This is a genomic window from Variovorax boronicumulans (genome assembly GCF_019352895.1).
GTDB lineage: Bacteria > Pseudomonadota > Gammaproteobacteria > Burkholderiales > Burkholderiaceae_C > Variovorax > Variovorax boronicumulans_A.
Window position 1 is genome coordinate 1469160 of record NZ_JAAAFX010000004.1, and the last position, 21040, is coordinate 1490199.

Annotated in this window: 23 protein-coding genes; 13 read left to right on the top strand and 10 right to left on the bottom strand. The window is 69.7% G+C overall.

Features of this window, described 5'->3' with window-relative positions; genetic code table 11:
• Window positions 1-188: 188 nt before the first annotated feature.
• The 5 genes from K0H49_RS08240 to aqpZ all read left to right on the top strand — a co-directional run bounded on the left by K0H49_RS08240 (window position 189) and on the right by aqpZ (window position 5766).
• The gene (locus tag K0H49_RS08240; protein ID WP_219211046.1) at window positions 189-683 is read left to right on the top strand and encodes a Csu type fimbrial protein; all 495 of its coding nucleotides are present in this window, start codon (window positions 189-191) and stop codon (window positions 681-683) included.
• Window positions 684-713: 30 nt separating this feature from the next.
• A complete protein-coding gene (locus K0H49_RS08245; protein WP_219211049.1) occupies window positions 714-1511 on the top strand; it encodes a fimbrial biogenesis chaperone in 798 nt (265 codons plus the stop codon).
• Window positions 1512-1522: 11 nt separating this feature from the next.
• Window positions 1523-3883, top strand: a complete 2361-nt coding sequence (locus K0H49_RS08250; RefSeq protein ID WP_219211050.1) for a fimbria/pilus outer membrane usher protein — start codon at window positions 1523-1525, stop codon at window positions 3881-3883.
• On the top strand, window positions 3883-4881 hold the full coding sequence (locus K0H49_RS08255; protein WP_219211052.1) for a Csu type fimbrial protein: 999 nt from the start codon (window positions 3883-3885) through the stop codon (window positions 4879-4881). Before K0H49_RS08250 ends, K0H49_RS08255 begins: the two co-directional genes overlap by 1 nt.
• A 186-nt stretch (window positions 4882-5067) precedes the next feature.
• A complete protein-coding gene (gene aqpZ / locus K0H49_RS08260) occupies window positions 5068-5766 on the top strand; it encodes an aquaporin Z (RefSeq protein ID WP_219211054.1) in 699 nt (232 codons plus the stop codon).
• 13 nt (window positions 5767-5779) lie between these two features.
• Here the strand turns inward: aqpZ and K0H49_RS08265 are convergent, their stop codons facing one another.
• The 6 genes from K0H49_RS08265 to K0H49_RS08290 all read right to left on the bottom strand — a co-directional run bounded on the left by K0H49_RS08265 (window position 5780) and on the right by K0H49_RS08290 (window position 9984).
• Window positions 5780-6121 carry a hypothetical protein gene (locus K0H49_RS08265; protein ID WP_219211057.1) on the bottom strand — a complete coding sequence of 114 codons (342 nt, stop codon included), beginning with the start codon at window positions 6119-6121 and terminating at the stop codon, window positions 5780-5782.
• A gap of 113 nt (window positions 6122-6234) precedes the next feature.
• Window positions 6235-7617: an ATP-binding protein gene (locus K0H49_RS08270; protein WP_219211058.1), complete on the bottom strand. Its 1383-nt coding sequence runs from the start codon at window positions 7615-7617 to the stop codon at window positions 6235-6237.
• On the bottom strand, window positions 7614-8273 hold the full coding sequence (locus K0H49_RS08275; RefSeq protein WP_219211059.1) for a response regulator: 660 nt from the start codon (window positions 8271-8273) through the stop codon (window positions 7614-7616). The genes K0H49_RS08270 and K0H49_RS08275 overlap by 4 nt, the downstream gene beginning before the upstream one ends.
• 69 nt (window positions 8274-8342) lie before the next feature.
• The gene (locus K0H49_RS08280; protein ID WP_219211060.1) at window positions 8343-9155 is read right to left on the bottom strand and encodes a pseudouridine synthase; all 813 of its coding nucleotides are present in this window, start codon (window positions 9153-9155) and stop codon (window positions 8343-8345) included.
• A gap of 52 nt (window positions 9156-9207) precedes the next feature.
• Window positions 9208-9432 (bottom strand): DUF3606 domain-containing protein, encoded by a 225-nt coding sequence (locus tag K0H49_RS08285; protein WP_183028000.1) that lies wholly within the window; start codon window positions 9430-9432, stop codon window positions 9208-9210.
• A gap of 192 nt (window positions 9433-9624) precedes the next feature.
• Complete coding sequence (locus K0H49_RS08290) at window positions 9625-9984, bottom strand: hypothetical protein (RefSeq protein ID WP_219211062.1); 360 nt, start codon at window positions 9982-9984, stop codon at window positions 9625-9627.
• A 244-nt stretch (window positions 9985-10228) separates the two neighbouring features.
• On the opposite strand from K0H49_RS08290, the gene K0H49_RS08295 reads away from it, so the two are divergent.
• Both K0H49_RS08295 and K0H49_RS08300 read left to right on the top strand, forming a co-directional pair.
• The gene (locus K0H49_RS08295) at window positions 10229-11116 is read left to right on the top strand and encodes a YihY/virulence factor BrkB family protein (protein ID WP_219211064.1); all 888 of its coding nucleotides are present in this window, start codon (window positions 10229-10231) and stop codon (window positions 11114-11116) included.
• A gap of 27 nt (window positions 11117-11143) precedes the next feature.
• Window positions 11144-11572: a PPC domain-containing DNA-binding protein gene (locus K0H49_RS08300; RefSeq protein WP_219211066.1), complete on the top strand. Its 429-nt coding sequence runs from the start codon at window positions 11144-11146 to the stop codon at window positions 11570-11572.
• Here K0H49_RS08300 and K0H49_RS08305 read toward each other — a convergent pair.
• Window positions 11569-12279 carry a Crp/Fnr family transcriptional regulator gene (locus tag K0H49_RS08305; protein ID WP_219211067.1) on the bottom strand — a complete coding sequence of 237 codons (711 nt, stop codon included), beginning with the start codon at window positions 12277-12279 and terminating at the stop codon, window positions 11569-11571. The two genes, K0H49_RS08300 and K0H49_RS08305, sit on opposite strands and share 4 nt — an antisense overlap.
• A 59-nt stretch (window positions 12280-12338) precedes the next feature.
• On the opposite strand from K0H49_RS08305, the gene K0H49_RS08310 reads away from it, so the two are divergent.
• The 6 genes from K0H49_RS08310 to K0H49_RS08335 all read left to right on the top strand — a co-directional run bounded on the left by K0H49_RS08310 (window position 12339) and on the right by K0H49_RS08335 (window position 17247).
• Window positions 12339-13985 (top strand): adenylate/guanylate cyclase domain-containing protein, encoded by a 1647-nt coding sequence (locus K0H49_RS08310; protein WP_219211068.1) that lies wholly within the window; start codon window positions 12339-12341, stop codon window positions 13983-13985.
• Between the two features lie 135 nt (window positions 13986-14120).
• Window positions 14121-14570 carry a hypothetical protein gene (locus tag K0H49_RS08315; protein WP_219211069.1) on the top strand — a complete coding sequence of 150 codons (450 nt, stop codon included), beginning with the start codon at window positions 14121-14123 and terminating at the stop codon, window positions 14568-14570.
• A gap of 6 nt (window positions 14571-14576) precedes the next feature.
• Window positions 14577-14990, top strand: a complete 414-nt coding sequence (locus K0H49_RS08320; protein ID WP_219211070.1) for a DoxX family protein — start codon at window positions 14577-14579, stop codon at window positions 14988-14990.
• 77 nt (window positions 14991-15067) lie between these two features.
• Window positions 15068-16207, top strand: coding sequence for an MGDG synthase family glycosyltransferase (locus tag K0H49_RS08325; protein WP_219211071.1), 1140 nt, complete (start codon window positions 15068-15070; stop codon window positions 16205-16207).
• Window positions 16204-16719 carry a hypothetical protein gene (locus tag K0H49_RS08330; RefSeq protein ID WP_219211072.1) on the top strand — a complete coding sequence of 172 codons (516 nt, stop codon included), beginning with the start codon at window positions 16204-16206 and terminating at the stop codon, window positions 16717-16719. Before K0H49_RS08325 ends, K0H49_RS08330 begins: the two co-directional genes overlap by 4 nt.
• Before the next feature lie 27 nt (window positions 16720-16746).
• A complete protein-coding gene (locus K0H49_RS08335; protein WP_219211073.1) occupies window positions 16747-17247 on the top strand; it encodes a GNAT family N-acetyltransferase in 501 nt (166 codons plus the stop codon).
• 59 nt (window positions 17248-17306) lie between these two features.
• Here the strand turns inward: K0H49_RS08335 and K0H49_RS08340 are convergent, their stop codons facing one another.
• Genes K0H49_RS08340 through K0H49_RS08350 form a run of 3 tightly spaced genes read right to left on the bottom strand, consistent with a single transcriptional unit; the run spans window position 17307 to window position 21012 of the window.
• Complete coding sequence (locus K0H49_RS08340) at window positions 17307-18560, bottom strand: acyl-CoA dehydrogenase family protein (RefSeq protein WP_219211075.1); 1254 nt, start codon at window positions 18558-18560, stop codon at window positions 17307-17309.
• Between the two features lie 9 nt (window positions 18561-18569).
• Entirely contained in the window at window positions 18570-19937 is a 1368-nt protein-coding gene (locus K0H49_RS08345) for an NtaA/DmoA family FMN-dependent monooxygenase (RefSeq protein WP_219211077.1), read from the bottom strand.
• Between the two features lie 40 nt (window positions 19938-19977).
• A complete protein-coding gene (locus tag K0H49_RS08350; protein ID WP_219211079.1) occupies window positions 19978-21012 on the bottom strand; it encodes an NrtA/SsuA/CpmA family ABC transporter substrate-binding protein in 1035 nt (344 codons plus the stop codon).
• Window positions 21013-21040: the final 28 nt, after the last annotated feature.

The following is a 21040-nucleotide window of genomic DNA, read 5'->3' on the forward strand; positions in this document are numbered from 1 at the left end:
TTCGACGCCACGTCTAAGGGAAAGCCAGCCCTACTTGGTGCGAAATTAACGTTTCAATCACTTACATGTTCTTTTGAGTTGCCCGCTGGATTCGCTGCCCACCTAGCATTTGGGCAAGCACCGGATGACGCGTTTCGACGCCTTCGGTGTGTCGGTGTCATCTTTTTTCAACCGTCCGGGAACACACCATGCTCAAACTCACGCTTGCCGTTCTTGTCGCCCTGAGTGCCGTGTCCACGGCCATCGCCGACACGAAGACCACCAGCTTCAACGTGCTGCTGACCATCACCAAGGCCTGCAACTTCACGACCGCCGCCAGCGACGTGGACTTCGGCTCGAACCTGTCGACCGCCACCAGCATCGAGAACGCCGGCACCCTGCGCGTGACCTGCACCAAGGGCACGCCTTTCACCATCGGCCTCGGCGTCGGCAACGGCACGGGCGCCACCACGGCCGCGCGCAAGATGAAGGCCACCACGGCCGGCAACACCGAGGAGGTGCCCTACGTGCTCTACCGTGACAGCGCGCGCACGCTGAACTGGGGCGATGCCGCGAGCCCCGACACCCTGGGCTCCGCCGGTCTGGGCACCGAGCAGGCGATCACGGTCTACGGCCGGGTGCCAAGCGCCAACTTCCCGGCCGACAGCTACAAGGACATCATCGTGGCGACCGTCACCTATTGACCCTCGCAAAGGCATGAGGGCCCGGCCGTCATGACGATGCACACGACCACCGCACGGGCGCTGTCCCTGCTCGCCCTGTGCGGCCTCGCACTGGTGGTCGAACCCGGCCACGCCGCCAGCCTGCAGGTGGCGCCGGTCACGCTCACACTGTCGCCGCGCCAGAACGCCGACGGGCTCTGGCTGAGCAACAGCGGCGATGCGCCGCTGCAGGCACAGGTCCGGATCTACCGCTGGACCCAGGTCGACGGGGAAGACCGGCTGGAGCCGACGCGCGACCTGACCCTCAGTCCACCGATGCTGCAGGTGGGCCCAGGCGAGCGGCAACTGGTGCGCGTGATCCGCCTCGGCCCGCCGCCGGACACGGTCGAGGCGAGCTACCGCGTGATCGTCGACGAACTGCCGGTGCCGGTCGCCGCCAATGCGCCGCCACGGCCCGGGCTCGATTTCGTGCTGCGCTACTCGCTGCCGATGTTCCTGCGGCCGCTGTCCGACGCCGACCGCGCCGCGCCGGCCACGCCCGCCCCGCTGACCGCAACCCTGGTCGACGGCGGCGGCCAGATGCAACTCCAGCTCGAGAACCGGGGCACCGGACATGTTCAGATCGCCGACCTGGTGTTCATCGATCCTGCTGGCAAGCGCCTGGTGCTGCGCCAGGGCCTGGCAGGCTACGTGCTCCCGGGCGGAATCAAACGCTGGCCCGTGGCCAGCCCGGGCGGCATCGACGCCTTGCGCCGAGGCAGCTTCAAGGCGCGAATCAATGGCGCCCTGGAGGAAAGCGCGCTGCTGCCGTCCGAACCCACGCCGCCGCAGGCCAACGGCCCGCGCTGACGCGGTCACGCATGGGCTGCCCGCACGCCGCCATCGTCGCCGTGCTGGCGGGGCTGTGCGGGCCCTGCTTCTCAGCAGCGCCGGTCGCGGTGCCGGAGGCCGGCGTCGCGCTCTACCTCGAAGTCACGCTCAACCAGCGCACCAGCGCACAGTTGCAGCCCTTCGTGCTGCGTGACGGCCAACTGCACGCCACCGCGGGCACCTTGCGCGAACTCGGTTTCACACTGGACAAACAACCGGCCGATCGGCTGCTCGCACTGAGCGAACTGCAGGGCCTCGACATCGCCTTCGACAGCCGCCTTCAACGCGTGGCATTGCAGGCTCCGATCGCGCTGCTGTCGCTGCCCACGACCCGGCTCGACGCCCGGCGCAGCAGCACGCCGACGCTGAGCCCCGAGGCACCCGGCGCGCTCTTCAACTACGACCTCTATGCCTCGCACGGCCGCGGCGGCAGCCAGTGGAACGCCGCGCACGAGACGCGCCTGTTCGGCTTCGGCGCCGGCATCGTGAGCCAGACGATGCTCAACCGCGTGTTGCGCGCGGAAGGCCCTGGCGGCGACGCGTGGCACAGCCGATCCGTGCGGCTCGACACCCAGTGGCAGTTCGCCTGGCCCGAGCGCATGCTGACGCTGCAGCTCGGCGACAGCGTGAGCGGCGCGCTCGACTGGAGCCGTGCGCTGCGCATGGGCGGCGTGCGCATCGGCAGCGACTTCAGCCTGCAGCCCTACCGCGCCACCACGCCGCAGCCGGCCTTCTACGGCGAGGTCGCGGTGCCATCGACGGTCGAGCTCTACGTCAACGGCCTCAAGCAGTACAGCGGCCAGGTGCCGCCCGGGCCTTTCGCGATCGACAGCCGGCCTGGCATCACTGGCGCCGGCCAGGCCCAGATCGTGATCAGCGACGCCTTCGGCCGCACGCGCACGCTGACCCTGCCCTTCTACGGCACGCAGCAGCTGCTGGCTGCCGGCCTGAACGACTGGTCGGCGTCGCTCGGCCGGGTGCGCCTGGACTACGGCCAGAAATCTTTCTCCTACGACGGCGCGACGGTCATGAGCAGCAGCTGGCGCCACGGCTGGAGCGACCGCCTCACGCTCGAGGCGCATGCCGAAGGCGGTGCCGGCGTGCGCAACGGCGGCCTCGGCGGCCTGTGGCTGCTGGGCGCCGAAGGCACGGCCGGTGTGCTGCGCGCCTCGGCCGCGCATGGCGCGCTGAACGCCGACAGCGGGCACCAGTGGGCACTGGGCTACCAATGGAACCGCAACAGCCTGTTCGTCGACCTCCACACGCAGCACACGCGCGGCGACTACCGCGACATCGCCTCGCGCTACGGCCAGCCACCCGCCAGCGTGAGCGACCGCGTCAGCACCGGCCTGAACCTGGCGCCGATCGGCAGCCTGGCGCTGAGCTATGTGCGGCTGGCCTATCCGCAGGGCGACGATGCGCGCTATGCCAGCGTCTCGTGGTCGCGCCAGCTCGGCGGTCGGCTGTCGCTCAGCGCCTCGCTGACCCGGCAACTGAACGACCGTCGCAGCCTGGCGGTCTTCTTCGGCGCCAGCTGGTGCCTCGACGATGGCCTGTACGCCAGTGCGGCCATGCAGCGCGCCTACGGCCGTACCGGCAGCAGCGCCGAAGTGTCGAGTCCGGTGCAGGGCGATGGCGGTGTGGGCTGGCGCACACAGGTGCGCAACGATGCAGGGCAGCCGGGCGCCCAGGCCGAGGCCAGCTGGCTGAATCGTTTCGGCCGCCTCGGCGTCGGCGCGGCGAGCTTCGCGGGCAGCAGCTACGGCTACGCGAGCGCGAGTGGCGCACTGGTCCTGATGAACGGCGGCCTGTTCGCCACGCGCGACATCAGCGACGGTTTCGCGGTCGTCAGCACCGACGGGCTGGTCGGCGTGCCGGTGAAACTGGAGAACCGCGTGGTCGGCACCACCGACGCCGACGGCCGGCTGCTCGTGACGCACCTCAATGCCTGGCAGTACAACCGGATCGGCATCGATCCGATGGACCTCCCGGCCAACGTGCGCGTGCGCGACACCGAACAGAACGCCACGCCGAGCGACCGCGCGGGCACGCTGGTGCACTTCGCGCTGCACCCCGTGCGTGCGGCCCTGCTGGTGGTCCACGACGCCCAGGGCCGGCCGCTGCCGATGGGCAGCCGTGCCACCGTCCTCGATGGCGGCGCACCGGCGACAGAGGCCATCGTCGGCTACGACGGCGAGCTCTACCTGGACGACCTCCCGACGCACAATCGGCTGAGGATCCGGCTGCCCGACAGCGGCACCGCCTGCGAACTTCGCTTCGAGCTGCCGCCCACGGCCGACGGCATCCAGCGGATCGGCCCCTTGACCTGCCTGACGGAGGCACGCCCCTGATGCGACGCTCGGCACTCTACGCACTCGCGCTGCTGACCCTGCTGGTGGCGCTCGCCGCGCCATCGACTGCCCGGGCGACGACCACCTGCACCGCCAGCATGAGCCCGCTGGCCTTCGGCAGCATCACCGACCCCGGGACGGCGAGCACCACCACGGCGACCCTGACCGTGCGTTGCGACACCCGCATCTCGCTGACCACGCTGGCGCGGGTCAAGGTGCGGATGTGCCTGGGCATCGGCAACGCCACCCAACCCCGCACGATGTCCGACGGGGGCACGCATTCGCTCAATTTCCAGATCTACAAGGACGCGCCCCGCACCCTGATCTGGGGCACGCGAACGGGGACGCCGAGCGCCTTGCTGCTCGACATGGAATACGACGTGACGCTGGCCGGCGGCAAGACCCAGAACATCACGGTCTACGCGGCCACCACCGCACAGTCGGCTGCCTGGGCCGGCAGCTACAGCGCGGACTACACCCTCAGCACGGCGCTCGACTACCGTTTCGACGAACCCCTGCTGGTCCTGCCCGCCCAGTATCCCGACACCTGCACCACCGGCGGCGCGGGTGGCGGCACCAACGTGCCCTTCGGCTTCACCGTGTCGGCCTCGGTCCCGCGCAGTTGCACGCTGCTGGTGGGGGCAGACCTCGACTTCGGCCCCCACCCCGGCCCGATCGCTGCGGTGTACGACAACACGACCACGCTGAGCATGCAGTGCCGGGGCGGCACGCCCTGGACCCTGAGCCTGGACAACGGCAAGTACTTCGATAGCGGCACCCGCCGCATGCGCATCGACGGCACCGATTCGTACGTGCGCTACGGCCTGTACCACGACACCGGCCGCAGCCTCCCCTGGGGCCAGAGCGCCGGCGACACGCTGGCCGGCAGCGGGACCGGTGCGCTCGACACGCGCACGGTCTACGGGCGGGTCCCGTCCGGTCAGAACGTGCCGGCCGGCATCTACAGCGACACGGTCACCGCAACCATCACCTACTGAGTTTCATGACGGTTTCTGTCCGCCACGCGGTTGTCGGCCAGAAAGCAGCACGATCCGTGAACTGCTTCCAGCGGGATGACAAACGTTAACCAAAAAGAATACATTCCGTTTCTAGAATCCGCCCGCGCCGGGGCGGAGGCCCTTTCCGCAATTGGTTCAACAACAGCGAAAAAACGGGGTTAGAAAATGGAACACAGCACCTTCAAGAAGTGGTCAGCCGAGTTCATCGGGACCTTCTGGCTCACCTTCGGCGGCTGCGGCAGCGCCGTGCTCGCGGCGGCCTTTCCGGAGCTCGGCATCGGCTTCGCCGGTGTCGCGCTGGCCTTCGGGCTGACGGTGGTGACCGGCGCCTATGCGCTGGGCCCGATCTCGGGGGGCCATTTCAACCCCGCGGTGTCGGTCGGTCTGGTGGTCGGGGGGCGCTTCAAGGCCTCGCAGCTGCCGGGCTACGTGATCGCGCAGGTGCTTGGCGCGATCGTCGCGGCCGGCGTGCTGTACCTGATCGCCACCGGCAAGCCCGGTGCCGACATCGGCGGCTTCGCCACCAATGGCTATGGCGAGCATTCGCCGGGCAAGTTCAACATGGTAGCGGCGCTGATCACCGAGGTGGTGCTCACCGCGATCTTCCTGATCGTGATCCTCGGCGCCACGGCCAAGCGCGCGGCCGCGGGCTTCGGCGGCCTGGCGATCGGCCTGTGCCTGACGCTGATCCACCTGATCTCGATCCCGGTGACCAACACCTCGGTCAATCCGGCGCGCAGCACCGGCCCGGCGCTGTTCGGACCGTCGTACGCGGTGTCCGAACTGTGGCTGTTCTGGGTGGCGCCGATCGCCGGCGCCGTGATCGGCGCGCTGATCTACAACGCGCTGCTCAAGGACGAGTGAAGCCCGGGGTGGCTCAGCTGCCCGTGGCCGATTGCACGCGCGGCATCGCGGTCGACTGGCCGATCGACTCGGTGCCGGTCGGGTGGCTCGCCTGCACGGCGCCGCGGTAGACCTCGTCGGGCGACACGTTCGACGTCGGCATCGGCATCGCGGTCGACTGCCCGATCGATTCGGTGCCGGTGGGGTGCGATGCGGCGATGGCGCCGGCCTGCACCTGGGCATTGGTCGGCGAATTCATCAGCAGCGGATGAAAGTCCGAACCGTCGGTCGTCTCGGCCGAGGCCATGCCCGCGCCCAGGGCGGCGAGCGTGACGAAGGCGGTGGTGGCGAGGCGGCGTGTGAGGGATGCGGTCATGGTTGTCTCCTGAAGGAGGAAGAGAAGGACCGGCGCCGCGGGGCGGAATGCCCCGTGGTCGGCCTTCGCCCACTCTAGGCCGCCAGAATGAGCCCTGAATGAGCAAGCCGCCCTCAGGCCGGCATGTGCACCCGTGCGATCAGCCCCGTCGCCGCCAGGGCTTCGACCTCTCTCTCGTCGCACCGGTTGCGCAACTCGATGCGCAGCCCGTGCCGATGCGCCGCGGCCTGCGCGATGGCCAGGCCCAGCCCGCTGCCGCCTGCGGCGGTGCCGGCCACCCGGTAGAAGCGGTCGAACACCCGCTCGATGCAGTCGGGCGGAATGCCCGGCCCGCTGTCCACCACGTCCACCACCACCGTGCCGCCGGGCACGCGGTGCAGCCGCACGTCGACCGTGCCGCCTTCGGGCGTGTAGCGCAGCGCGTTGTCGATCAGGTTGTCGAACAGGCTGCGCAACGCGCTGGTGGAGGCCACCAGCACCAGCGCGGCCCGGCCGTCGAAGCCGACATCGATGCGGCGCTGGTCGGCCAGCGGCATCAGCTGGCTCACGCTGTCGCGCAGCAGCACGGCGATGTTGACCGGCTCGGTGGCGCCGTCCGCCTGTGCATCGTCCTGGCGCGACATGCGCAGCAACTGCTCGATCAGGTGCTGGGCACGCAGCACGCCGGCCTCGAGCTGCGCGAAGCGCTCGCTCGCCTCGCCGTCGGGCACGTGGCCGCGCAGGTTGTCGATCTGCAGGCCGATCGCGGCCATCGGCGTGCGCAGCTCGTGCGCCGCCTCCTGCACGAAGCGGCGCTGGGTCTGCATCACGCCGCGCGTGCGCGCCAGCAGGCTGTTGAAGGCCTCGACCAGCGGCGCGATCTCCTCGGGCACGCGGTCCGGCGAGACGCCCGCCGGACTGCGCTCGTCCTGCCGCGCCACATCGCGTGCCACGGCGCGCAGCGAACGCGAGGCGCCCGAAACGATGGCCCACAGGATCCAGAACGCCACCGGCAACAGCAGCAGGATCGGCAGGCCTTCGAGCAGCGCGCGCTGCAGCACCCGGCCCTGGCGGTAGGCCTCGCTCTGCAGCACCTGCACGCGCGGCAGCGCGGGGTCCTCGGCGGGCGCGGTGTAGACGCGCCAGGCCACCGACTCGTCGTTGCCGGTGCGCGCCTCGCCGAAGCCGCTGTCCGAGCGCAGCGGCGAGGCGAGCGCCGACAGCGAACTCGCGATCAGGCGCGTGCCGTCCGGGCTCCAGAGCTGCACCACCACCGCCCCATGGCGCTGCACGTCGTCGATGCTCAACGGCACCAGCGCCGAAGCCATGGGGTGCGCCGCCTGCGACAGCGCCACCCGCTGCATCTGCTCGTCGAGGAAGTGGTGGACCAGCCGGCCGAAGGCCAGGTAGGAGTAGCCGGCGGTCGCTGCCATGGCCAGCAAGTGCAGCACCACCAGCCCGCGCAGCAGGCGACGGCGCAGCGAGGGCGCGCTCTGGAATGGCGCGTCGGCCGTCATGCTGCCGCCACCCGCCAGCCCAGGCCGCGCACGTTGCGGATCGCGTCGGGGCCGAGCTTGCGGCGCATGCCGTAGATCAGTACGTCGACCGCGTTGCTGCTGACCTCCTCGCCCCAGCCGTAGATGCGGTGCTCGAGCTGCTCGCGCGACAGGATCGCACCGGGCCGCTCGAGCAGCGCATGCAGCAGCGCGAATTCGCGCGCGGTGAGCGCCTCCCGCACGCCCGCGACCAGCACCTCGCGCGTGCCCAGGTCGAGCTGCAGCGCGGGGGTGCCGATCAGCGACTGGGCGGCGCCGTCGCGCCGCCGCACCACCGCGCGCATGCGGGCCATGAGCTCGCGGAAGGCGAAGGGCTTGAGCAGGTAGTCGTCGGCGCCCAGGTCGAGCGCGTCGATACGGTCCTCGAGGCCGCCGCGCGCGGTCAGCACCACGATCGGCGTCACGTCGCCGCGCGCTCGGGCGCGGCGCAGCACGTCGGTGCCGTCGCGCTCCGGCAGGCCCAGGTCGAGCAGCACGCAGGCGTAGCCGCCGTCGTCCAGCGCGCTCTGTGCCAAGCTGCCGTCGCGCACCCAGTCGACCGACCAGCCCGCGCCCTCGAGCGCCTGCCGCAGGCTGCGGCCGATCATCTCGTCGTCTTCGACCAGCAAGGTGCGCATCGGGATCTCCAGTGAGAAGCCGAAGGCTAGGCGCCGATTCTTAGAGGAGGCTGAGAGCCCCCGCAGGCCTCAGAACTTCTCGTGCGCGCCCAGGTAGCGCCACTGGCCCACCGGCAGGTTGCCCAGCACCACGCGGCCGATGCGGATGCGCTTGAGGCCCACCACCTTCAGGCCGACCTGCTCGCACATGCGACGGATCTGGCGCTTCTTGCCCTCGGTCAGGATGAAGCGCAACTGCTCGGGGTTCTGCCAGTCGACGCGCGCCGGCTTGAGCGGCTGGCCGTCCAGGCTCAGTCCGTGGCGCAGCCGCGCCAGCATCGCGGGCGGAAACACGCGCTGCACGTCGGTCGTGACGTCGCCGTGCGCCCCGGGGCCGCCGGTGGCGCCGGCCTGCGGCGACCAGGTCACGCGCACCAGGTATTCCTTCTCGATGCCCGAGTCCTCGCCGATCAGCTGGCGCGCCACGCGGCCGTCCTGGGTGAGCACCAGCAGACCCACCGAGTCGATGTCGAGCCGGCCGGCCGGCGCGAGGCCGCGCAGTTGCGGCGGCGAGAAACGGTGGGTGCTGGTGTCTTCGCGCCAATGGGTGCGCGGGTTGATCAGCATCACGGCCGGCTCGTGGCCGTCCTCGGCCTGGCCGCTCACGTAGCCCATGGGCTTGTGCAGCAGGATCGTGACCTGCTGCGCCTGCTGGCCATGGGCGCGCTTGTCGACCTCCACGCGGTCGGCCGGCGTGACCTTCACGCCCATCTCGGCCGGCTGGCCGTTGACCCGGACCCAGCCCTGCGCGATCCAGTCGTCGGCCTCGCGGCGCGAGCAGATGCCGAGTTCGGCCATGCGTTTGTTGAGTCGGACGGGTTCGGAAGTGTTTGGCGCTGTCATGTCGGGCGCCAGTCTACCGTCCGGCCCCGCAGCGGCGCGCGGCGCGGGCCGCTCAGATCTGGTCGGCTTCCTGCAGCGCGGGCGCCTGTCGGCTCACGCGCGGGATGCCCAGGTAGCGGCACACCGCCTGCGTCGAATCGCCGGCGGCGCACACGGCGCTGCGCAGCCGGGTCTCGGTCACGGCGAAGGTTCGCGTCCAGTAGCGGACCTCGCGGGGTTCTTCAAGGTTGATCCAGCCCGTGTCGCGCGGGCTGCGAACGTCGAGTTCGTAGGCCATCTCAGTGTCTCCGTCGTTTGCGTCAATGCGCAGGAACTTTCCCCTGCGGGAAGGCGCGGCGCGACAGGACGAAACGGATCGACGTTGCAGGATGTGTCCGACACGGCGCGACGCGCGCCGAAGTGCACGGCCAGGCCCGCGATGGCCAGCGGGATGAAGACCGTGCCGAGCGCGCAGAGCGCCCGCAGCCATTCACCCGCCATGGGCCACACCGCAGCGCCGCAGGTGGGCGCGCCAGCTGGTCAAGGCACCGATCTCGCCGTCGGGCACGCAGTCGAGCAGGCAATGCAGCACCTCGGCATAGCGCGCGAACGGCAGCCGGACCATCAGCCTCACCCGGGGCGCAGTCGTCGCCCAGGCGGCCCCGGTGTGCAGCAGCGGCTCGCAGCGCAGCACGCCCACGCCCTGGCACGCGGCCAGCGCGCGCCGCACGCGGCAGGCATCGACCGAGGCGACGGTCACATCGAGCACCTGGAACACCGTCTCGCCGACGGCAGCGGCGGCGGAGGCGGAAATGGCGCCGGGAGGTTCCCGGTAAGCGGCATAAGCCATGAGGGTCCTGCTTGGAAAAGAACAGGCATCCAGTGTCGGCACGGGCCCGTCAAAACGGTGCAAAGCTTGGGGCGGGCGGTGCAAAGGCGGTGTAAATGCCCGCCGGCACCCGTGCCTACAGCGAATCAGGCGATTGCCGTCCCGTGGCACGCGGGGTAGCCTCGAAGATCGTGGCTTCGCCTCTCTTCTTTCCCCTGCACCGCCTCATGCCCGCCGGCCCTCTCCCCTTCGGAGCGCACGCCCCATGAACCGCCTGGGCGAGCTCTGGCGCCGCGTGCGCGACGGTGCGCTGGCCACGCCGGGCCTGTGCGCGGTCCTGCTCGCCATCCGCAACTACATCCTGCACCAGAGCGCCAACCAGGCCGGCAGCCTGGCTTTCTCCTCGGTGCTGGCCATGTTCCCGCTGCTGATCCTGGTGTCGGCCGCGGCGGGCTACGTCGGCCAGCCCGGCGATGCGGCGGCGCTGGCCGACCGGGTCATGGGCTATGCGCCGCAGGTGGTGCGCGACGCGATGCAGCCGGTGATCCGGCAGGTGCTGGCCCAGCGCAACCAGGCGCTGCTGACCATCGGCGTGCTCGCCACGCTGTGGACCGCGTCCTCGGGCATGCAGGCGGTGCGCAGCGCGCTCAACCGGGCCTACGGCATCGAGCGCGGCCTGCCCTTCTGGAAGGCCCGCATCAAGGTCACCCTGTTCACCGCGATCGTGGGCCTGGGCGTCGTGGCCACCTTCAGCTCGGTGGTGATCGTGCCCTCCCTGTGGCAACTGCTCGAGGCCAGCCTCGGGGCCGGGCAGGAGTCGCTCTGGCTGCGCAACAGCGTGCGCTACGGCTCGGCCTTCGGGGTGCTCGCGCTGCTCTACGCGCTGATGTACGGCTGGCTGCCCGACATCCGCCAGCGGCTCTACACCGTGCTGCCCGGCGCGCTGCTGGGCGCGGCCCTGTGGGTGGGCGCGGCCGCCACGCTGTCGTACACGCTGCGCACCGCCGGCAAGCTGGCCCTGCTCTACGGCAGCTTCGCCGGCGTGGTGGCCACGCTGGTCTTCCTCTACATCAGCGCGACCACGCTGATCTTCGGCGCCGAGCTCAACGGCGTGCTTCGCGCGAAGCTGGAGCCGCCGGCCAAGCCGGACTGATCCGCACCGCTTTGGCATGATCCGCGCATGACGACGGCACCGGACTTCTCCCCGCGCCCCCTGCCGCTGCGGCTGCAGCCCGGCGACGACCTGCGGCGCGCGCTCGAAGCGCAAGTCGTGGCATCGGGCGTCAGTGCGGCCTTCGTCGTGGCGGGCATCGGCAGCCTGCGGACCGCGGCCATCCGGCTGGCTGGCGCGCAGAACGCTTCGATCCTCGACGGCGACATGGAACTGCTGACCCTGTCAGGCAGCCTGGGCGTCGACGGCGGGCACCTTCACCTCAGCGTAGCCGATACGCAGGGCCGCGTCACGGGCGGTCACGCCGGCTACGGCTGCATCGTGCGCACCACGGCCGAGATCCTGCTGTGCCTGCTGCCGGACTGGCACTTCTCGCGCGCACCCGATGCGGCCACGGGCTGGAACGAGCTCGCCATCCGGCGCCACCCTTCGCCCTAACGGTCGCCGCGCGCCAGTGCCAGCGTGTCGGACAGTTGCCGCACATCGGCCACGACCAGCGCCTTGCCGTCCTTGTGCAGCACGCCCCGGCGCACCAGCGCGTTGAGTTCGCGCGTCACCTGCTCGCGGTTGGTGCTGATCTGGCTGGCCAGCGCGGCATGCTTGGGGGCCGGCTCCAGCCGGGCGCCGTTGCCCGACACGCCCGCGGCCTGCGCCAGCCGGAGCAGCTCGGCGTGCAGGCGCCCGGCCACGTCGAGCGTGCTCAAGTCGATGATGCGTTCGGAGAGCTGGCGCACCAGCGAGGCCAGGCGCAGCATCACGCGCTCGGCCAGCAGCGGCTCCTCGCGCAGCAGCGCGCGGAAGGCCGTCGGCGCGAGGCTGGCGACCACGCTGGGCGCCAGCGTGACGACGTCGGCCGAACGCGGCCCGCCGTCGATCGCGGCCAGTTCGCCGAAGAGTTCGCCCTCGCCACAGTCGCGGAAGGTCACCTGCCGGCCCTGGACCGCATAGGTGGTGATGCGCACGCGGCCCGAGACGATGAAATAGACCTCGCCCTGGTCCTGCGCACGCAGCACCAGCGGATGGTCGGCCTCCACGCTCTGCCAGTGGCAGGCCTGCGCGATGCGGTCGAGCCGGTCGTCGGGCAGCGCCTCGAACAGCGCGATGCGGCGCAGCGCGAGGGAAGAACGGAGGACAGGTGAGGTCATGGAAGGGCCGGCCGCGGGGCTGCGCGGATTATGCTCGGGGCCCGTCTTCGAGCCCCTTCATGCCCCTGCGTTCCCCTCCTCGCTTCGCCCTGCCCACGCGGCGCGACCTGCGATGGATCAGCGGGCTGGTCCTCATGGGCTACGTCAGCGCCCATCTGCTGAACCACGCGCTGGGCCTGGTGTCGCTGGCCCTGGCCGAAGCGGTGCTGCACGCGGTGCATTCCTTCTGGCACAGCCTGCCGGGCACGCTGCTGCTCTACGGCGCGGCCACCACGCACATCGTGCTGGCCCTGCGCAGCGTCTGGGACCGCCGCAGCCTGCGCATGCAACCCCTCGATGCGCTGCGGCTGCTGCTGGGCTTCTCGCTGCCGCTGCTGCTGGCCTCGCACCTGAGCGCGATGCGCTGGGCCTACGAGGCCTTTGCGCTCGAACCGTCCTATGCGCGCGTGGTGCGCGGGCTCTGGAGCTTCGCCGGCGCGGGCGGCCAGTTCGCGCTGATGGCCGCCGCCTGGGCGCACGGCTGCCTGGGCGTGCACATGGCCTTGCGCGCGAAGGCGGGCTATCGCCGGCATTCGCACGGGCTGCTGGTGGCGGCGGTGCTGCTGCCGGTGCTGGCGGTCGCGGGCTTCCTCAGCATGGGCCGCGAGCTGGAGTGGTCGGGCACCGTGGCGGTCCAGGGACCGACGCCGGCGCAGGGCGAGGCCATCGAGACCACCGAACGCCGCATCGAGGTCTTCTACGGCCTGCTGCTGCTCGCGCTGTTCGCGGCGCGGCAGTTGCGCAGCCGCCGCGAACGCAGGCCCGACAGCGGTGCGATCACGCTGCGCTACCCCGAACGCAGCGTGCGCGTGCCGCGCGGCTGGAGCGTGCTCGACGCCAGCCGCGCCCACGGCATCGCGCACCTGTCGGTCTGCGGCGGGCGCGCGCGCTGCTCGACCTGCCGGGTGCGGGTGCAGGGCCCGCCCGCGCACCTCGAGGCGCCGGGCCGCGACGAGCGCCGCACGCTGGAGCGGGTGCGCGCGCCGGCCGACGTGCGCCTGGCCTGCCAGCTGCGCCCGCGCGGCGACATCGCGGTCACGCCGCTGTTCGCGCCCGCCGCCACCGAGCGCTCGGGCCACTTCGGCCGCGAGCGCGACGTGGCGATCCTGTTCGTCGACCTGCGGCGCTGGTCGGGCCTGTCGGAGAACCAGTGGCCTTTCGACCTGGCCTACCTGCTGGAGCGCTATTTCGCCACCGTCGGCGCCGCGGTGCGCGAGAGCGGCGGCGTGCCCAACCAGTTCATCGGCGACAGCGTGATGGCGATCTTCGGCCTCGAGGTCGACCTGCCGACCGCCTGCCGTCAGGCCGTGCGCGCGGCCGAATTGATCGGCGAGCGGATGGACGCCTGGAGCAGCGGCTTCGAATCGCAGTTCGGCCACCGGCTGGATTTCGGCATGGGCCTGCACGCCGGGCGCACCGCGGTCGGCGAGGTGGGCTACCTCGAGACCACCACCTTCACCGCGGTCGGCGAGGTGGTCAACACCGCCAGCCGGCTGCAGGACCACTCGAAGGTGGCCGACGCACGGCTGGTGATCTCCCTGTTCGCCGCGCGGCAGGCCGGCATCGCCGAGCGGCTGGCCACGACGCAGGCGGTGCAGACGGTGCAACTGCGCGGGCGCAGCGAGCCGCTCGAGGTGCTGCACGTGCCGCGGCCGGTCCCCGGCTGACCACCGGCCGACCCCGCGCAGTTGCCGGAAACTGTGCGCTGGCGCACATCGCGATCCGGCGCCGGCGATGAGACTGAGGGCCTCGTCACTGCTGTTCCCTGCGGTGACCCGAACCCTTCAGTTCAGGAGCCCCTCATGCAAGTCAAATCCCTCCTCGCCCTCGCCGCCCTGGCCGCCACCCTCGGCACCGCCTCTGCCCAGACCGTTCCGGCCGAACAATGGGTCGGCGCGCCCATTGCCACCACCGGTGCCGTGAAGCGCGCCGACGTGGTCGCCGATCTGCAGCGCAGCGCCCGCAGCGCCAGCGCACCGGCCGAGCAATGGGTCGGATCGCAGGCCTCGGCCGGCATCGCCGCCGGTTCGCTGAGCCGCGCCGAAGTCGTGGCCGACCTGAACCTCTGGCGCCGTGCCGGCCTCGAGAGCGCCGCGCTCGCCGACACCGTCGACAGCGCCAACCCGCGCTATGCCCAGCAGCTGGCCGCCTACAGCCACGCCCGCAACAGCAACGTCTACACCGCCGAGGTGCAGCGCGTGCAGGGCAACGCCAACGCCGTCGCCGGCACGCCTTCGATCAACGCGCAGTAAGCACCGATGAACGCCACACGCAACGACGACCTCGGCAAGCTGCTGCTGCGCATCACGCTCGGCGGGCTGCTGCTGTTCCACGGCCTGTCGAAGGTCTTCCAGGGCGCCGACGGCATCCACCGCATGGTCGGTGCGGCCGGACTGCCCGACTGGCTGGCCTACGGCGTGTACCTGGGCGAGTTCGTCGCCCCGCTGCTGGTGCTGGGGGGCCTGTTCGCCCGCCCGGCCGCGCTGGTGATCGCCTTCAACATGGCGGTGGCGCTGCTGCTGGTGCACACCGGCCAGTTCTTCACGATGTCGAAGATGGGCGGCTGGTCGCTCGAGCTGCAGGCCTTCTTCCTGCTGAACGCCGTGACCATCGCGGTGATGGGGGCCGGCGCGTTGCGCGTGGGCAAGCCCTCCGCGCGCTGGTGGGCCTGATCCCGGTCCGGACGAGACATCCGTCACGGCCGACGTCGGCCGGCACCGGGGGGTCATGGCCATAATCCGCCGGACCCATGACCCAACTCCTGATCCTCAGCGTGAGCGCCGGCAACGGCCACGTGCGTGCGGCCCAGGCGCTCGCCGCCACCGCCCAGACCCTCAGCCCGCCGTGCACCGCGGTGCACATCGACGCCATGGCCCATGTGGCGGGGGGCTTTCGCAAGGTCTACACCGAGGGGTACATCCAGCTCGTGAACCGCGCACCCGACCTGTGGTCGTACCTGCACCAGCGCGCCGACGTCACGCCCCACCATGCGGCCTCGCAGCGCCTGCGCCGAGGCATCGAGCGGCTGAGCACCGGCGCGCTGCTGCGCGAGATCCGCCGCGCCAGGCCCGACGCCGTGGTCTGCACCCACTTCCTGCCGGCCGAACTGCTGATGCGCGAGCGCCGGCGCGGCCGCATCGACTACCCGGTATGGCTGCAGATCACCGACTACGACCTGCACAACATGTGGCTGGTGCCCGAGATGACGGGCTACCTCGCCGCCACCGAGGAGGTCGCCTTCCGGCTGCGTGCACGCGGCATACCGGCCGAACGCATCCACGTCACGGGCATCCCGGTGATGCCGGCCTTCTCGCAGCCCGACGCGCCGGCGCTCGCGCGCGCCCCCTGCGCCACCAGGCTCGGCCTCGACCCCGCACACCCGATCCTGCTGATGGCTTCGGGCGGCGCCGGGGTGGGTGACCTGCCGAGCATGGTCGAGCGCGTGCTGGCCACGACGGATGCGGCCCAGGTGATCGCGGTCGCGGGCCGCAATGCCGAGGCGCACGCCAGGCTCGAGGCCATGGCCGCGCGCCACCCCGGCCGCCTGGTGGCCATCGGCTTCACCGACGAGATGCACAAGCTCATGGCCGCGGCCGACCTGGTGGTCACCAAGCCCGGCGGCCTCACGGTGTCCGAATGCCTGGCGCTGGGCAGGCCCATGCTGCTGATCTCGCCCATCCCGGGCCAGGAGGAGCACAACGCCGGCTTCCTCATGGAAGAAGGCGCGGCCTGGCTGGCCTACGACGCCATCGGCCTCGACTACAAGGTGGCGCGCCTGATGGCAGACCGGCCCAAGCTCGCGCGCATGGCCGAGCGCAGCCGTGCCCTGGGCAAGCCCCGGGCCGCGGCCGCGGTGCTGCAACGCGTGCTGCAGCGCGCGTCCGCATGACGTCGTCGGCCATCGGGCAGCCCCGCCTGCGCCACACGCTGGTCTACCTGGCCTGGGTGCTGGTGATGGCCTTCTTCTTTGCCAAGGTCGAGATCCAGATCGAGGGCGGCGCAGGCTGGGCCGCATCGCTGCCCACCTGGCGCATCGAGCACAGCCTCTGGCTCGACATCTTCTGGGGCGGCCGGCCCATGACGGGCTACCACGCCTGGGTGTTCTCCTTCATGGCGCTGGCCTTCCTCTCGCCGCTGGCCTTCAACGGCCGCTGGACGCTGCGCGACCTCGGGCTGGCGCTCGCGGGACTCAGCCTGTTCTGGGTCTGCGAGGACGGGCTGTGGTTCCTGCTCAATCCGGCCTACGGCTGGGAGCGCTTCAACCCGGCCGGCATCGCCTGGCACAAGCGCTGGCTCTGGGGCCTGCCGGTCGACTACTGGAGCGGCCTCGTGGTCACGGCGGTGCTGCTGGCCCTGCGCCACCGCCGCCGCGGCGCGCCACGCGACCACGAACTACGATAGCGCCACATCCCGAAAGAGTGTCCCCCCATGGCAAGCACACAAGAAGACATCGGCAAAGCCACCGCAGCCGATCTGGAAGGCATCCTGGACCTGCAGGCCGCCAATCAGATCACGCGCGGCGGCATGCTCTCGGCCGAATTTCCGCGCGCACGCATCGAAGCGATGATGCACAGCATGCCGCTGATTGTGGCCCGACGCGAGGGCCGCGTGACCGGCTTCCTGATGTCCACGACACGCGCCATGAATGCCGACGTTCCGGTGATTCGCGCGATGTTCCAGGCCTACGCCGGGGCCGAGGATGCATACGTCTACGGGCCGGTGTGCGTCGGGCAGGAGGAGCGCGGGAAAGGCCTGGCCGAAGCCATGTTCGCCGAGCTCCGACGGCACGAGCCGGGACGCGAAGGCGTGCTCTTCATTCGCGCCGACAACGAGCCCTCGTTGCGCGCGCATCGGCGCATGGGCATGCGGGAGGTCGCGCACTTCGAGCTCAACGCCGCGCGCTATCTCGTTTTTTCGTACGTCGGATAGCGGCGCCGCATCGGCCCGCGGGGACGACCCGTGCCGCGCGCTCGCGAAGACCCTTTCAATCAGAAATACGCTCCGAGCGGGAGGTCTGTTCCATTGATGTAGTGGTCGCCGAGCAGGCGCTCCTTGTAGGTTCTCGGATTGTGCGAGGACAGAACCTTGATGTTGCGCCAATGCCTGTCGAGCGCGGATTGCACCGAAACCCCGCTGCCGCTCGCCACATCGATCAGGGTGCTGGCAAGGTTGGCAGCGGTCTCGTCCACGACCACTTTCGCCTCCGATGCAGCAAGTGCAGCTTCAAGTGACAGGGGCCATGCATCGGGCGTACCGACCGCCTTCCAGGCACGGTCGAGCTTGTGGGCGGCTCTGTCGGTGATGGCCTCCACGGCACTGCGCCATGCCGCGATGCGGCCAATGGTCGATTGCACCTCCGGCTCGTGCGCCGGCAGCTCGGCCACGCCATGATAGAAATTGCGACTGCGTTGGCGCACCAGCGTCAGCGCATCGGCGTGGATGCGATTGACGATGCCCACGATGACCGTCGTGAGATAGACCTGGTGAAAGGTGAAGCCGAACAACGGTCGTTCGCCTTCGGGCGTGGTGGCGGTCGCTCGCTTTGGAATGGTGAAAAGGTCTTCTTCACGAACCCGAACCTTGTCAAAGACGGTGGTGCCGGAGCCCGTCAGTTTCTGACCGAACCCGGACCAGTCGTCTTCCAGCACGATGCCGGCCGTGCTGGAGGGAACGAGGAATTGCCGCTCGGTGTCTCGCCCGGGCTCCGACGCATTGGCCAGGATGAAGTCGGCGTACAGGTTCCCGGTCGAGTAGATCTTGATGCCCGAAGCTTCCCAGGCTTGATGCGACGCGGACCATTCCAATTGCATTCCTGGGCGGCGCCCCACTTGGCCTGACGGCTTGTTGGTCTGCTCGTGCAGCGCCAATCCGATGATCTTTCCCTCGGCGGCGATGGACAGCAGGCGTTGCGCAAAGACGCTGGACGGAGCGGCCAGATGCTGCTCGACCGAGAACAGGTGATTGCGAAAGATGTGGGCGATGTTGGGGTCGGCCGAGGCCAGGTCGCGCGTCAGCGCGAACAGGTCTGGAAGCGCGATGCCCGCGCCGCCCAGCGCCTTGGGCAATCGCAAGGCGCCGTAACCGCGGCGCTTCAGTTCGGCCACCTCCGGGTGGATGGCCTGACGCTGCACATCGCGCTGCGCCGCCCCTTCGGCGAACTGCTGAAACAGGTCCGCGTAGCCCAGGCGATGGGTCGCTTCGTGCCACGTCAACGGGCTGTCCGTCGTGTTGTGTCGGGTCATGGCACCACCTCAGGCTGCGATGGCGTCGACACGGCGGCGATTCGCCTCGGCGCGGTACAGCGGAAGGCCCAGGTTCTCCCGCAACGTGGTGCCTTCATATTCATGGCGGAAGCGGCCGGCTTTTTGCAATTCTGGAATCAGGTGGTCCACCACCGCTTCCAGGCCATCGGTCTGGACGTCGATGTTCAGGTTGAAACCGTCCGCAGCGCCGCTGTCGACCCAGTTCACGATGTTCGCAGCCACCTGCTCGGGCGTTCCGACGACCACCCGATGGCCGCCCGTGAGGTTGTCGCGCAGTGTCTGGCGAACCGTCCAACGGTGCCTGCGGGCCTCGTCGAGCACCTTGATCATCTCGCGCCGTCGCCATCGCGCGGCCAGAGGCACGCGACTCTCCGCCTGCTCGATCTTGTCGAAAGGCAGCGGCTCGTCAAAAGGCAGGTCTTCAGGTTCCAGGGCCAGATGACGGGCCAGCGCCTCGCGCAGCGCCGTGTGGTCCAACCCTTCGTCGAGTTCGTCCTTGCGCCGGAGAGCCTCGGCTTCCGTGCCCCCAAGGATCGGGAACAGACCCGGCACAACCAGCAGATGCTCCGGATTTCGCCCATGACTCCGCGCCAGCGCCTTCACATCGGCGTAGAAATTCTGACCCTTCTCGAGCAGGCGCTGGCCCGTGAAAAGCGCATCGGCCCAACGCGCTCCGAAGGCTTTGCTGTCCTCGGAGTCACCGGCCTGGAAGATGACCGGGCGACCCTGCGGACTGGTCGGCAAGGAGAGCGCTCCGGCGGCCTTGAAGTGGCGTCCTTGAACGTCGATCGGATGCAACTTCGCGGGATCGACGAAGACGCCCGACTGCGGATCGGCGACGACCGCATCCCATGGAAACGAATCCCAGAGCCCGGTGACGATCTCGGTGAACTCACCGGCGCGTTCATAGCGCTGATGCTGCTCGAACCCCTTGTCGAAGCCATAGGCTGCGAGCGCCACCGGGGCCTGACTGGTGATGATGTTCCAGGCCGCGCGGCCCTTGCTGAGGTGATCCAGCGAGGAGATCTGCCGCGCCACCGTGTGGGGGTGACCGAACAGGCTGGTGGTCGTCACCACCAGTCCGATGTGATGCGTGGCCTGGCTGAGCGCCGCGTTGAGAGCGACCGGATCGAAGGCGCGCCAGGGGCGCTCGTAGGCTTCCGGCACCAGGCCGCCCGGGCCGTCGGCGAGAAACAGTGCATCGATCTTTCCGCGCTCGGCGAGCTGCGCGATACGGATGAAGGTGTCGATATCGGTGGGGAGCTTCGCCGCATCCGGCAACGTTTTCCAGGCCGCATCGTGGCGGCCCGAGGCCAGCACGTTGAGTCCCAGGCGAACAGGTTTCTTGTTGGACATGGTGGGCAATTTCAGAGATCTGCGCGATGGTTCTGGCGTGTCAGGTGCGCACGACCAACTCACTCACATTGACTTTCTTGGGCAGGACCCCGTGGCTGGTGAGCCAATCGGCAGATCGCTGGAAGCGGCGTAGAAACTCCTGGTCCGTCGGCTCGTACAGGTGATGCTGGCGGTTGTAGGCAATCAGGTGATCACGCACGGCATCGTTGTACTTGGCGTCTTTCTGTACGACCAACTCCGCATCGCGCACGTGACCGTTGACCCATTTGGCTTCGTCTCGGAATGCACTGATGACCTCGCGGACCACGGCCGAGTTGTCGGTTGCATACTGGCGCAGCGCCGTGAGACCGGAGAAGTCCAGCGCGAAATCCAGATCCTTGCCTTCGTTGAAGATGTCTTTCGCATCGTATTTGTCGCGGGCAATGTCCACGAAAGGCGCCCACATGGACCAGGCATCCACCTTGCTTTGCCCAAAGGCCAGTGAAGCATCGGCCGGATTCAAGTAGACGAATTCGACGGCATTGCGGTCCAGGTTGAACTTCTCGAGCGCGGCGACCAGCAGGAACTCTCCGATGCCGGATCGGTTGACCGCGACCCGCTTCCCGATCAGGTCCTTGACGGAATGAATGCCAGAGTCTTTCTTGACGATGATGGTGGAACTGCGCGGCGTCCGGTCGTCGAACTGCGTGAACACGAGCGGCGTCCCGGCAATCGTGGATGCCAGTGCGGGGGCCGCACTGCCCCAAAACGCGAAATCCGTGCTGCCGCCCACCATGGCCTGGATCGCCGGCGCGAGATTGGGAAAGGGCCCCACCCACTCCACCTTGATGTCCTTGGCCGCCAGCGTCTTCTGGAGTTCCCCGCGTTCGCGGGCGATATGGGACAGAACGCCCCGGCTGTAGGCAAGGCGCACGCTATCGGTATTGCGCTTGTTCTGCGCGCCTGCGCCTTGCGGAAGCCACAGCCCGGAGGCTGCTGCGGCAGCGATGCCCGCGCCCTGAAGAAGGCGGCGGCGGTTCACTGCGACAGGCTCGGAGCCGGCATCGCCGGGGTTTGCAGAAGGGAGGAAGTTCATGTCAATTGAGATGGAGTGATGGATTGAC